This is a genomic window from Cellulophaga sp. Hel_I_12 (assembly GCF_000799565.1).
Classification (GTDB): Bacteria; Bacteroidota; Bacteroidia; order Flavobacteriales; family Flavobacteriaceae; genus Cellulophaga.
The window spans coordinates 2,940,473-2,953,418 of record NZ_JUHB01000001.1; the positions used below are offsets into that span (position 1 = coordinate 2,940,473).

Annotated in this window: 11 protein-coding genes; 8 read left to right on the plus strand and 3 right to left on the minus strand. The window is 36.5% G+C overall.

From position 1 onward, the window contains the following. Window positions 1-26 precede the first annotated feature (26 nt). The 6 genes from GQ45_RS12700 (at window position 27) to GQ45_RS12730 (ending at window position 5,831) form a co-directional block, all read left to right on the plus strand. Window positions 27-458, plus strand: coding sequence for a Fur family transcriptional regulator (locus tag GQ45_RS12700; protein ID WP_047418574.1), 432 nt, complete (start codon window positions 27-29; stop codon window positions 456-458). A 248-nt stretch (window positions 459-706) separates the two neighbouring features. Beyond that, window positions 707-1,063: an STAS/SEC14 domain-containing protein gene (locus GQ45_RS12705; protein ID WP_047420379.1), complete on the plus strand. Its 357-nt coding sequence runs from the start codon at window positions 707-709 to the stop codon at window positions 1,061-1,063. Window positions 1,064-1,492: 429 nt separating this feature from the next. Then, a complete protein-coding gene (locus GQ45_RS12715; protein WP_052188221.1) occupies window positions 1,493-2,335 on the plus strand; it encodes a universal stress protein in 843 nt (280 codons plus the stop codon). A gap of 130 nt (window positions 2,336-2,465) precedes the next feature. Beyond that, a complete protein-coding gene (locus GQ45_RS12720; RefSeq protein WP_047420384.1) occupies window positions 2,466-3,008 on the plus strand; it encodes a hypothetical protein in 543 nt (180 codons plus the stop codon). Between the two features lie 32 nt (window positions 3,009-3,040). After that, on the plus strand, window positions 3,041-5,005 hold the full coding sequence (locus GQ45_RS12725) for a heavy metal translocating P-type ATPase (protein WP_047418578.1): 1,965 nt from the start codon (window positions 3,041-3,043) through the stop codon (window positions 5,003-5,005). Between the two features lie 562 nt (window positions 5,006-5,567). After that, window positions 5,568-5,831 carry a cation transporter gene (locus GQ45_RS12730; RefSeq protein WP_047418579.1) on the plus strand — a complete coding sequence of 88 codons (264 nt, stop codon included), beginning with the start codon at window positions 5,568-5,570 and terminating at the stop codon, window positions 5,829-5,831. Here GQ45_RS12730 and GQ45_RS12735 read toward each other — a convergent pair. Genes GQ45_RS12735 through GQ45_RS12745 form a run of 3 tightly spaced genes read right to left on the minus strand, consistent with a single transcriptional unit; the run spans window position 5,804 to window position 7,528 of the window. After that, window positions 5,804-6,685 carry a cation diffusion facilitator family transporter gene (locus tag GQ45_RS12735; protein WP_047418581.1) on the minus strand — a complete coding sequence of 294 codons (882 nt, stop codon included), beginning with the start codon at window positions 6,683-6,685 and terminating at the stop codon, window positions 5,804-5,806. The two genes, GQ45_RS12730 and GQ45_RS12735, sit on opposite strands and share 28 nt — an antisense overlap. Before the next feature lie 9 nt (window positions 6,686-6,694). Continuing rightward, a complete protein-coding gene (locus GQ45_RS12740; protein ID WP_052188222.1) occupies window positions 6,695-7,198 on the minus strand; it encodes a DUF2231 domain-containing protein in 504 nt (167 codons plus the stop codon). A 9-nt stretch (window positions 7,199-7,207) separates the two neighbouring features. After that, window positions 7,208-7,528: a hypothetical protein gene (locus GQ45_RS12745; RefSeq protein WP_047418584.1), complete on the minus strand. Its 321-nt coding sequence runs from the start codon at window positions 7,526-7,528 to the stop codon at window positions 7,208-7,210. 330 nt (window positions 7,529-7,858) lie between these two features. On the opposite strand from GQ45_RS12745, the gene GQ45_RS12750 reads away from it, so the two are divergent. After that, window positions 7,859-8,314: a hypothetical protein gene (locus GQ45_RS12750; protein ID WP_052188223.1), complete on the plus strand. Its 456-nt coding sequence runs from the start codon at window positions 7,859-7,861 to the stop codon at window positions 8,312-8,314. Between the two features lie 209 nt (window positions 8,315-8,523). Continuing rightward, window positions 8,524-12,924, plus strand: coding sequence for a CusA/CzcA family heavy metal efflux RND transporter (locus GQ45_RS12755; RefSeq protein ID WP_047418588.1), 4,401 nt, complete (start codon window positions 8,524-8,526; stop codon window positions 12,922-12,924). Window positions 12,925-12,946: the final 22 nt, after the last annotated feature.

The window sequence follows — 12,946 nt, forward strand, 5'->3', positions numbered from 1 at the left end:
AACCTGGTTTTTTTAAAGAATATTAAATGACAAAGACGGAAAAAACATTATTGGCTAAAGGGATTCGCCCTACTCAAATGAGGTCGAAAATATACAAGTTCCTGAAAAGGAAACAAAGTGCCGTGTCCTTTTCCGATTTGGAAAAGGCCTTTGTTCAAAAGAGCGAAACCAATAAAACAGCAAACAGAACGACCTTTTATCGTAATCTCAAGATTTTTGAGGATAAAAGGCTGATTCATCAAATTAATGATGGGGTCGGAGTGGCAAAATATGCGATTTCTGATGAAAACGCCAAAGGTAAATACGGTATAGATTTACATATGCACTTTCATTGTACCGATTGTAGGAAAACAATCTGTTTACCAAATAAAATATCGGAAGAAAGCCTGCCAGAAGATTATGAAATAAACAATGTGAACCTTGTATTGAAAGGCGTATGTGAGAAGTGCTTGAAATAAAAACGCAAAGAGAAAGATGTTGCATCTTTTTGGTCGGATTGCGTTTATGTTGTTTATAGTATGTATAATCTTTTAGAAAAAGGAAAAGATTGTTTTATGGGTAGCCAAAAGAGGAATGTTGAAATGGATTAGGACATTAAGTTAAGAGCTTTGAAATATGCAAAGGAGTTCTTTCTGAACAAAAAAAAACGGATAAAAATCGAAGAATGCTTCTGCGATTTAGCAGGATAACAATGAAAAATAGGATTATGTTACAGATAATAGAATTGACCAATGACAATGTAATTGCATCCAAAGCCTATGGTAAGCTACGTAAAGAAGATATAGAAAAAATCCATCCACTTATCCACGCTATACTGGACAAGGGAATGAAAGTCCGTTGGTATTTTGAGATGGACAACTTTACGGGTTGGGACTTGCCTGGTTTATGGGAAGACCTCAAAATGGATACGGCCCACGCCAAGGACTATGAAAAAATAGCAATGGTAGGAGATAAAAAATGGCAGGAATGGATAACCCAATTTATGAAGCCTTTTACCAATGCGGAAATCAGATATTTTGATTTGGCTGATAATAAGAAGGCTAAAGAATGGATTGAGAAATGAGTTAACCCATTTTCAAAGAAGTGAGCTATTATTTATATGAAAGTGGATTACCTAAAATGTTAGGAGTTTAAATATCATTTTAAATGAGCTGTTTTTCCATAAACAAGTAGGAAAATTGTCTTAGAACTTTATTGATTGTGTCCCAAAACAGAAGAGAAAGGAGAAAAAGGAAAAAAGATGAACAACCAATAAAAGGTAACGTGACCAAAAAGGATAGGTTATACGGTATTCTTGCACTCGCCGGAATCTTTGTTGCAGTTCTTTTTATTTACTTTTTCGAAGCTATTTTCTACTTTTTTTATCTTCTTTTTTATGGTAAGTAAATATGTAGATAAAGAAATGGACTTACATCACTTAATCAGTCCGTAACTAAAATGAAAAACACCTTTTTATTAATTAGATTAAAATAACAATAAAAAAAACTATAATATGAAAACTATAACAATAATAATACCGATTGATTTTACCGAAGTCTCAAGAAACACCGTAGAATATGTATTAGCTCTGGCGAAGAAACTGCGAACCAAAATTGTTTTCGTTCACGCCTATACAGTGGCATATCCATCGAGTACACCCATGGGAATGGCAACTATGGCCACCTCAGTTGCCGGGGCCCAAGAATCACAGGAAAAATTAAATGAAAGTAAGCTTCAAGAATTTCTTGATAGTTTTCCTGAACTCACATCCATAAATTACAAAAGCTACGTTGGTTTTGGCGCGACCGTAGACGTGATTTGCCAAACCGCAAAAGATGAAAATGCCAATTTAATAGTAATGGGCACTAAAGGGGCGGACTCATCAATCGAAGAATTCTTTATAGGCACGGTCAGTGAAAAAGTTAGTCGTAATGCCTCTTGTTCGGTATTAGTTGTTCCAGAGAGCGTAAAATACGCTTCTATCAAACATTTAGGCTTGGCGTTGGATGCGGATAGTCTGGAGAATGATGTTGATTTAGACCTGTTGGTCAAGTTGCTGGAAACATTCAATGCCCATTTGCACCTTGTCCAAATCACGAATGAAAATGATACCCCCTTAAATGAAAAGGAGGTACGTGCACATTATAAAGACTTCTTGGGGCAAAAATATTTCACTTTTAGCGTTTTCCAAAACGACGACACTGAAGAAGGCATTAACAAGTTTCTTAATGAAAAACCGATTGATGTACTGGCACTTCTCTTCAGGGAACACGGATTTTTTGAGCGTATGTTAGTGAAAGGGTTAAGAAAGAAATTGGTTTTTGAATCTAACATTCCTTTGCTTGTTCTTAAATAAGTTTTTGGAACTAATTAGAAAATTAATGGCAGGCAGCTTTTATGATGCTTTTTTTAAGCAAAATGATTAATTGCATTAAAAGCAAAAGTAGAAGCTGCTTTTTTTTTAATTACAATTAAAAATGGATATTATGAATGTTAAACATTGTATTTTAATAATCTTGTTGGTTAGTTATTATAAAGTAAACGCTCAAAAAATTTATACAACTGAAGAAGGTCATATTATGATGATGACTTTGGTTGATGATAAACCCGTCAAGGCAGAAAGCCATAAATTGGCCTTATATCTTGATTATGATTCCAAAGTGGTTAATGGTGTACTTGACCTAAAAACCTTATCTACGGATATTCCAGAAATCAATACCATTTTACAAGAGGAAGAAGAACCTCTTATGCTGCGCTTTACAGGGACTATTCCATCTGAAGATTTTCTCTCAAAACAACACGACCCAATTTTATTTAATTGGTTGGCATCTGTTACATACAAAGACAAAACCTATAAATCAGTCTTTAAAACGACCCTTACCCATTTTGACCAAGGTACAACCATTTCTTGTTTGATAAGTGCTAGAGGGCAGGTTTTGGTTTCGGATACAGGATTGGACAAATTGATACAAGGTTTGGATAAAACTTTAGAAGTGCAATTTGCCCAATTGGTGTTGAGATTGGAATAACTGTAAATTCAAATAAAATTACAATCGAATTTATGAAAAAAAAGAAACTGAATTTAAGAGATTTAAATAAAACTTCATCCGACAATCACAAGCGTAATGATGGTCACAACCATAGCAGTCCGGAAAGTATAGGGAATTTTAAAATTTATGTACCAGCAATTTTCAGCTTTGTAATGCTGATTATTGGTATTGCGATGGATTATTTTGACGTAGCATTTTTTAAAGATTGGATACGTATCGTCTGGTATGCAGTCGCATACCTTCCAGTAGGTTTTCCTGTCATAAAGGAAGGTTGGAAAAGCATCAAAAATGGCGATTTCTTTACCGAGTTTTTATTGATGTCCATCGCAACCATAGGTGCATTCGCCATTGGCGAATATCCCGAAGGTGTGGCAGTTATGTTGTTTTATGCGGTAGGCGAATTGTTCCAAAGTGCCGCCGTTAAAAGAGCCAAGGGAAGCATCAAGGCTTTACTGGATGTACGACCAAATGAAGCCTTGGTCTATAGGAACAACAATTATGTTTCTGTAAATCCCGAAATCGTTGCTATTGGCGAAAAAGTGCAAGTCCGTGTGGGCGAAAAAATCCCTTTGGATGGTATTTTATTGTCCGAAAAAGGCTCGTTCAATATCGCAGCATTAACAGGCGAAAGCAAACCTGACACCATTGCAAAAGGAGAAAAAGTATTTGCAGGAAGCATAAATCTGGATGGCGTTATTGAAATTGAAACGACCAAAGAATTTAAGGATAGTTCCATTGCACGTATTCTCGATATGGTGCAAAACGCCACCGCACGGAAATCAAAAACCGAATTGTTCATTAGAAAGTTCGCAAGAATCTATACACCAATCGTTGTCTTTCTTGCGATTGGATTGACGTTTATACCCTACTTTTTTGTGGACGATTATGTCTTTAGCGATTGGTTGTATAGAGCCTTGATTTTCTTGGTTATTTCCTGTCCTTGTGCATTGGTTATCTCTATTCCGTTGGGTTATTTCGGTGGATTGGGAGCAGCTTCAAAAAATGGAATTCTCTTTAAGGGAGCTTCCTTTTTGGACGAAATGACAAAGGTAACTACGGTTGTAATGGACAAAACCGGAACCGTGACCAAAGGGGTTTTTAAAATCAAAAATGTTGTTGTAAACAATGGGGCATTGAGCGAAGCCGAAATGATGAAATACCTGATGGCGATGGAAGAACAATCTACCCATCCCATTGCCAAGGCAATTATGGAATATAAAGCCGATGGCGAAGATTTTCAAGCTTCCGAAGTAAGCGAAATAGCAGGAAAAGGATTGAAAGGAACAGTAAATGGTAAAACCGTATTGGTTGGCAACAAACCATTGATGACTTCAAACAATATCGAAGTTCCATCTGAAACCGATAACATTGTAGAATCTATCGTAATGGTTTCCATTGAAGGCAAATTTGCAGGCTATGTAATCATTGCAGACGAGTTAAAGGATGATGCACACGAAGCAATTGTACAAATTCGGGAATCTGGTATTTCAAAAATCATAATGCTTTCGGGCGATAAGGATTCCATTACGCAACAAGTCGCAAAAGAAATGGGTGTAGATTGGGCAAAAGGCGGTTTGCTTCCAGAAGATAAATTGAAGGAAGTCGAAAAACTAATGTCCGAAAACGATAACAAAGTTGCGTTCATTGGCGATGGCATAAACGATGCGCCAGTTTTGGCAGTAAGTGATGTAGGTATTGCAATGGGTGGTTTAGGTAGCGATGTCGCCATTGAGACCGCAGATGTCATTATCCAAACTGACCAACCAAGTAAAATTGCAAGGGCAATAAAAATAGGCCGTTCCACTCGAAAAATTGTCTGGCAGAATATCGGTTTGGCATTTGGCGTAAAGGCTGTGGTTTTGATTTTGGGTGCAGGCGGTCTGGCAACAATGTGGGAAGCTGTATTTGCGGATGTGGGCGTGGCTTTGTTGGCCATTCTGAATGCGGTTCGATTACAGAAGATGAATTGGAAATAGTATAAAAGAATGTCTCAAAATAGAAGAAATAGAAGAAACAAAAAAAATCGGAAATCATCGAATACCGACATCACAAAAAGAGATAAGGTCAAAGGTATTCTTATGATAATCCTTATGGTAATAGCCGCATTTCTGCTTTATTTTTTTGTGCTAAAAGGAAATATTCATAAGCATTAATGAATTAAGAGGATATAATATTCCAAGCGTTTTGTGTGGCTACAAAAATTGAATTGGAAATGATTGATAAATAGTAAAAATGATATTCTATGTCGGAAAATAGACGGAATAGACGAAATAAAAAAAGCAATAAAGTACCATCTCAAAAAAAAAGCATTACTAAAAAAGATAAAATAATTTGGATTAGTATTCTAATCGTTGTTATCGTGTTAATCTGCTTTGTACTGTTCTTGCAGTTCCTAAAATACTTTATATCTATTTAGAAACAATGCTTTTGCAATAGATGAAACGAATTAAGCAAATTCTACAAATCTTTCAGCCTAAAACGTAACAGTTTAAAGCCCTTTGATCCTGAAATTTGTACTGTACAAATAAGAATGCGATTATGGAAACTATCAACATATTTGAAACCAAAGAAAAGAACCATAAACAGGGAATAAAAGAATCATTCCCAGTTACAGGTATGACCTGCGCATCTTGCGCAGCAAGAGTTGAATCTGTTTTAAAACACACAAATGGCGTATTTGATGCAAGCGTAAACTTTGCGAACAGTTCTGTTCTTGTAGAATACGACAAAGAGTTGAGTCCTAATCAACTTCAAAATGCACTTCGCGAAGTTGGTTATTCTTTTTCGTCAGGTTCAATATGAATAGTAATGTGTGCTATTTCGGGAAGTTCATTCTGAATTTTGTCTTGTAATTTATGGGCTAAAAAATGTCCTTCTTCAACGGTTAATTTTCCGTTTACAATTGCGTGAAGCTCTACTAGATAATTCATTCCCGCTTTACGTACAAAACATTTTTCTGTTCCCTTTATTCCATTTACTGTAATCGAAATTTCACGAATATCCCCAATCAAATCATCATAGAGGTGTTCGTCCATTATTTCACCTAGTGCAGGTCTGAAAATTAGATATGCATTATACAAAATGAATGCAGAAGCAAATAGAGCAGCCCAATCATCAGCAGTTTCATAACCCTTTCCAAAATACAATGCAATTGAAATACCTATAAAAGCAGTTACAGAGGTGATGGCATCGCTTCTATGATGCCAAGCATCTGCCTTGAGTGAGGAACTTTTTATTGCTTTTGCCTTTTTTGAAACGTATCTATATGAACCTTCTTTCCAAATAATAATCACGGCAAGAACTATTAGTGTCCAAGCTTCCGGGACCTTATGGGGTGTCTGGATGTTAATGATACTTTCGTAAGCAATGACAGTTGCTGAGGTAACTAAAAAAGCGACTACCAAAAATGTAATTAATGGTTCTATTCTGGAATGACCAAACGGGTGGTTCTCATCTGGTGGACGTTGGGCGTATTTAAAACCTAACAGAACAAAAAAGGAAGAAAAAATATCAGCCGTTGATTCAATACCATCTGCAATCAAGGCATATGAATTGCCTAAAAATCCCGAAATGAGTTTTATAGCTGCTAACAATACATTACCAAAAATGCTAAAATATGTAGCCTTTATTGCTGATTTTTCATTTGTTAATGCCATTAAGTATTTTTATTTGACAAATTCCGAGCAATCAGACGATGGTTTATAAGTGCCTGCGCCTTGTTGATAGACCAAGGAAGCTCCTAAATGTCCTGTATAAAGTAAGCCGAAAAGAGCTACAATTATTAGAAAAAAGCTGATTGATTTAAATAGATTTAAAAATTTGTGTGAGATGAATTTGGATGAAATTTTAATGCCTAAACCAATTGAATAAACAATTAATGTAGCATAAGCCCACCACTGATGCTCTTGTAAAACTTTAGGGTCACAAATTTTTCTAACTTCAATAGAATACGCCAATTCTCCTGTATAAATAGCAATCCAACCACTCAACACGCCAATGCCTAGCATTATAAAAGTCATCTGTTTTATAAAAAGATGATACGATTTATTTTTAAGGAACAAAATTATTATAGCTGCTAATGAGGCTAAAAGCAAAGTGGCTATTGGCAGGTGTACAGAAAGTGGATGCCATACTTCTTCTCTCCAAATTGAAGGTATTTCTGCAATCATTAGCTTTTGTTATTCAAGAATTTTTACAGAAACAGGAACATTTTTATTTCCTTTTTTCTCTACTGTTATTTCAACTTTACCATTTTCTTTAAGGGCATCAAAAGTTGTAGTTTGTCCGTCATTAGTCATCAATTTAGTGTCGTCTGTGAAATAGAGTTCAACTAATTTGTCATCAGCAGTTCTAACATAAATTTCCTTTTCTCCTGGCTCAACTTCTTCAGCAATACCTTGATAGGTTCCTGATTCTACAACGTCTGTGTTTTTGTTTTCTCCGCAAGAGTTAAGCAAAAAAGCTCCGCCTAATAATAATCCTAAAATTAATTTTTTCATTGTTTCTGTTTTTTGATTTTTTCAAAGTTATAAAATATATCTTGTCTTGTTGTCGTAGTTCGGTTTTTTTGACTTGCTGCCAACAGAAGAAGGGCAAGATTATCACACAACACCTACGTTATGGGATGGTTATAACGCCTTTATCTGGATGCTTCACAACACCTTGAAAAAGACGTTTTCCCTACAGGAAAAATTGGACAGGATATTGTTTGATGAAATATATGTAGTGGTTTAAAGAAACATTCTATAAGGTTTATCCAGTACCTCAAACTGGTTTTTTCCCCTTCTAAAAGAAATTGAAGTATTTCAAATTTTCACAGATAAGAAATTATGGTATCTTTGTACTGGATGCAAAAACCAAATAAAATAGCGGCATTTTTCTTTTTGGGCTTATTTAGCCTAATGATGCTGCATCAGGTTTTTCCGCATTTACACCATCAGCACGAGGATTCTCATTCACATTTAGATATTGCCCATACTGGCGAGGACAATCATCACGATGATAGTTCCCAAGAGAAAGAAGATTCACCTTACGGGTTTTTTGGGTTCGTTATGGATATGCATACCCATTCCACGGTGTCCAGCGATATAGTCTTACTTGAAAGAAATACAATCGAGAAAAAGACCGTTGTTGACAAGGATGTTCTAAAGAGTGTTGTTGAAACTAAAGGATTTTTTTCAGTTGAATATAGGCAAAATAGTAAACAGCCTGTTTATTATCCGCCCAGTAATTATTTCAATTCTTATCTCTCATCCCTCGACTCACGAGGCCCACCTACCTGTTAACCCCACTTTAGTTTAATAAAATTAGACAGATACATTAATAGTATCTGCAAATTTATTATGCTTTGGTAATAGTAAGCTTCGCTTTAATTACCATTTTACCATATTTATTTTTTAAGAATTAATCCTTGGTTTGTATAGCTCAAATCCATAGATAACCTGTATGGTATTTTCATTTTTATTATTTACGACTTAAAAATATTTTAAACATAATGTTAGACAAAATCATTGCATTTTCGATAAACAATAAACTTGTTATCGGATTATTTACGCTGGCTCTAATTGGATGGGGCACATATTCGCTAACACAGCTACCCATTGATGCAGTTCCAGACATCACAGACAATCAAGTTATGGTTATTACCATATCACCCACTTTAGCGGCACAAGAAGTAGAACAATTAGTTACGTTTCCAGTAGAACAAACAATGGTTAGTATTCCTGGTATTAAGGATATGCGTTCCTTTTCTCGATTCGGGCTTTCTATAGTAACTATTGTTTTTGAGGAAAGTGTCGATTTATATTGGGCAAGGCAACAAGTTCAAGAGCGATTAACGCAGGCTGCCAAAGATATTCCTGAAGGCATCGGAAAACCAGAAATGGGACCCGTAACTACTGGATTGGGTGAAATTTATCAATATGTAATTCACACCGAAAAAGGATATGAAGATAAATATGATGCCACCGAATTAAGAACTATACAGGATTGGATTATCAAAAGACAACTATTAGGAACACCAGGTGTTGCAGAAGTGAGTGGTTTTGGTGGTTTGGTCAAACAATATGAAATTGCCATAGACCCAGATAAACTTCAAAGTATGAATGTTACTATTGAAGATATTTTTACCGCTCTGGAAAAAAACAATCAAAACACGGGTGGAGCTTATATAGATAAAGGTCCTAATGCCTATTTTATTCGGAGCGAAGGTCTGGTTAACAATTTACAAGAATTGGAAAAAATAGCTGTTAAAGTAAATAACGGCACACCAGTACTTGTAAGGGATGTTGCCAAAGTACAGTTTGGTCACGGTGTGCGCTATGGAGCGGCTACCCGAAATGGAGAAGGCGAAGTTGTTACGGGAATTGTAATGATGCTAAAGGGAGCAAACTCTTCCGCAGTTATCAATGATGTAAAAGCTAAAATTGAACAGATTAAAGAAACTTTACCCGAAGGCGTGACCATTGAGCCTTATCTGGATAGGAAAGGTTTGGTGGACCGTGCAATAGGGACTGTAACGACTAATCTTACGGAAGGTGCGTTGATAGTAATTTTTGTACTAATCCTTTTTCTTGGAAATTTAAGAGGTGGATTGATAGTAGCTTCAGTGATACCACTCTCAATGCTTTTCGCAATCGCGATGATGAAACTCTTTGGGGTTTCCGGAAACCTAATGAGTTTGGGTGCCATAGATTTTGGTCTTATTGTAGATGGGGCGGTAATTGTAGTTGAATCTGTAATGTTTGGAATTCATACCAGTAAAAAGAAGTATTCTGGAGTTGACAAGCTATCGTCTGAACAAATGGATGCCGAGGTAAAATTATCTGCTGGGAAAATGATGAATTCCGCTGCCTTTGGACAAATCATAATATTAATCGTTTACGTGCCTATTTTGGCTTTGAGCGGAGTTGCAGGAAAAATGTTTCATCCAATGGCTCAAACGGTAATGTTCGCTATTCTTGGAGCATTAATTTTATCACTTACCTATGTTCCAATGATGTCTGCCCTCGCACTGGGTCGCAAGACGGAACATAAACGGAATTTTTCCGATAAAATGATGGATTTCTTTCAGCGTATGTACCAACCTATTTTAGAAGCTGCCCTGCACGCTAAACTGTTGGTACTTGGATTGGCAGTAGGATTATTTATTATAACGCTGATAGTTTTTGCAAATATGGGTGGTGAGTTTATTCCCCAATTGGACGAAGGAGATTTTGCGGTTGAAACCCGAGTGCCTGTTGGAAGTTCCATCGACCAGATGATTGATGTTTCTCAAAAGGCGCAGACCATATTATTACGTGAATATCCAGATGAAGTGAAGCAAGTTGTAAACAAGATTGGTTCAGGGGAAATTCCAACAGACCCGATGCCCATTGAAGCAGGTGATATGATGGTTATTTTAAGTCCAAAAGCGGAATGGACAAAAGCTGGCGGAAGAGAAGAACTGGCAGCAGTGATGAAAGAATCCCTGTCCATTATCCCGAATGCTACTTTTAGTTTTCAACAACCCATACAAATGCGTTTCAACGAACTTTTAACAGGTGCAAAACAGGATGTTGTAATAAAAATTTATGGCGAAGACCTCAATATTCTTTCAGACTTGGCAAGTAACGTGGGTAGCAAAATAAAATCGGTTGAGGGTGTTGAAGATTTGTATGTGGAAGAAGTGACTGGATTACCACAGATTAATATTCAAATGAACCGCGATAAGATTTCTCAATATGGAATGAACATCGAGGACATAAATAATGCTATCGAAACTGCCTTTGCGGGTACTTCGGCAGGACTTGTTTATGAAGGGGAACGTCGATTTGACCTTGTTGTGAGATTGGACAAAAATTTCCGAACCGATATTACAGATGTGCAGAACTTATATGTTAGCACACCACAGGGAAATCAAATTCCGTTAAGTCAGGTGGCCAACATTTCATTTGAACCAGGACCTGTACAGATTCAACGTGACAATGCAAAACGTCGGATTATTGTTGGCTTTAACGTGCGTGACAGGGATGTACAAAGTATTATTGAGGACATCAAGCAAATTATGAATTCGAAGGTTGATATGCCAGCAGGTTATTATGTAACCTACGGCGGTCAATTTCAGAACTTGCAAGAGGCTAATCAGCGGTTAATAATTGCTTTACCAATAGCTTTGTTGCTGATTTTAGTACTGCTGTTTTTTACTTTCGGTTCGATGAAACAAAGTTTGCTAATTTTTACGGCAATCCCTTTATCAGCCATTGGCGGTGTCTTTGCACTAATTATAAGAGACCTGCCTTTCAGTATTTCAGCTGGAATTGGATTTATTGCCCTATTTGGTGTGGCTGTTTTAAATGGAATCGTACTGGTGGCAGAATTCAACAGACTGGATAAAGAAGGTGTAACCGATATTTATGAACGCGTCATTAAAGGAACTCGTGTGAGATTGAGACCTGTATTAATGACGGCAACTGTAGCTGCTTTAGGTTTTTTACCTATGGCGTTATCAAATTCATCAGGTGCGGAAGTACAGCGCCCATTGGCTACCGTTGTTATTGGAGGATTGATTACGGCGACTGCATTAACGCTAATCGTTCTTCCAGTCTTGTATATCTATTTTACCGAAGGAAAAGTAAAATTGAATTTAGGAAGAAAAAAAATAGCCACTACTTTAATCGTGATTGGAGGTCTATTCTTTCCAGCAATGCAACTTCAAGCACAAGAAACAAGTATGGTGCAAGAACGTGAAATTACATTGCAGCAGGCTATTGAAATGGCACTTCAGAACAATAACCGTATTAAGATTGCTCAATATGAAATAGAGGTTGAAGAAAAAGGAAAATACGGTGCTATAACTATTCCCAGAACAGAATTTTCATATTCAAGGGGCGAATTTAATACGCCTACGGTAAAGGATAATCAATACGGAGTTACACAGCGGATTAATTTTCCAACAGTGTATACCAGTCAGTTTAAACTTGCAATGGCAAGAGTTAGTAGCAGTGAACAACTAAAGGTTATAGAAGAAAATGACCTGATTGCGGATGTAAAAACAGCCTATTCCAGAGTTGTGTTTTTAATGCAGAATAAACAATTATTGCAGCGTCAAGATAGTCTATATGGCAATCTCAACCGTTCAAGTTCGATGCGTTATGAATCTGGCGAATCCACAAAATTGGAAAGTGTAACCTCGGCAACGCAATCGATGCAAATAAAAAACAAGCTTCAACAAAACGAAGCCGATATGCGTATCGCCAAAAGACAGCTTCAGGTAGTTTTAAACACAAATGATGACATTAGTATTACAGATAGTGAACTGGTTCGGCGTGAGATAGATTTAGATATTGAAAACCAGTCTGTGGAGCAAAGCCCGTTTTACGTATATTTAAAACAACAGTTAGAAGTAAGGAAAAGGGAGACCAATGTAGAAAGGAATAAAGTGTTACCCGATATTATGTTCGGTTATAATAGCCAAACATTTATTGGGGCTCAAAATAGCGGTATAGCAAACCAAAATTTTAGTGACAATGACCGATTTTCATTCTTTCAGTTAGGTATTTCAATTCCTCTTTTTCCTGGTGGACATCGTGCCAAAATTCAAACTGCCAAAATCGAAGAGTACATCGTCCAATCTCAAATTGAGTTAAATAAGACGCAATTACAAGGGGAACTACAAAATTTATTGCAAGAATATTACAAACTTCAAGGTACTTTAGATTACTATCAAAATGAAGCTCTGCCACAAGCGGAACTTATCATTGATAATTCAGAAAAGAGCTTTAAAAGCGGTGATGTTTCCTATACGCAATACTTGCAAAACCTCACTTTGGCGAACAGTATTCAAACAGAGTATCTAAACACACTATATCAATATAACCAGTCCATCATAGTAATCGAAGCCTTATTGGGCTTGTAAAAATCTTGTGATATCACATTAA

Excerpts from the sequence above, each read along its gene's own strand:
- GQ45_RS12700 (WP_047418574.1), top strand. The coding sequence starts at position 27 with ATGACAAAGACGGAAAAAACATTATTGGCTAAAGGGATTCGCCCTACT.
- GQ45_RS12705 (WP_047420379.1), top strand. The coding sequence starts at position 707 with ATGTTACAGATAATAGAATTGACCAATGACAATGTAATTGCATCCAAA.
- GQ45_RS12715 (WP_052188221.1), top strand. The coding sequence starts at position 1,493 with ATGAAAACTATAACAATAATAATACCGATTGATTTTACCGAAGTCTCA.
- GQ45_RS12720 (WP_047420384.1), top strand. The coding sequence starts at position 2,466 with ATGAATGTTAAACATTGTATTTTAATAATCTTGTTGGTTAGTTATTAT.
- GQ45_RS12725 (WP_047418578.1), top strand. The coding sequence starts at position 3,041 with ATGAAAAAAAAGAAACTGAATTTAAGAGATTTAAATAAAACTTCATCC.
- GQ45_RS12730 (WP_047418579.1), top strand. The coding sequence starts at position 5,568 with ATGGAAACTATCAACATATTTGAAACCAAAGAAAAGAACCATAAACAG.
- GQ45_RS12735 (WP_047418581.1), bottom strand. The coding sequence starts at position 6,685 with ATGGCATTAACAAATGAAAAATCAGCAATAAAGGCTACATATTTTAGC.
- GQ45_RS12740 (WP_052188222.1), bottom strand. The coding sequence starts at position 7,198 with ATGATTGCAGAAATACCTTCAATTTGGAGAGAAGAAGTATGGCATCCA.
- GQ45_RS12745 (WP_047418584.1), bottom strand. The coding sequence starts at position 7,528 with ATGAAAAAATTAATTTTAGGATTATTATTAGGCGGAGCTTTTTTGCTT.
- GQ45_RS12750 (WP_052188223.1), top strand. The coding sequence starts at position 7,859 with ATGGTATCTTTGTACTGGATGCAAAAACCAAATAAAATAGCGGCATTT.
- GQ45_RS12755 (WP_047418588.1), top strand. The coding sequence starts at position 8,524 with ATGTTAGACAAAATCATTGCATTTTCGATAAACAATAAACTTGTTATC.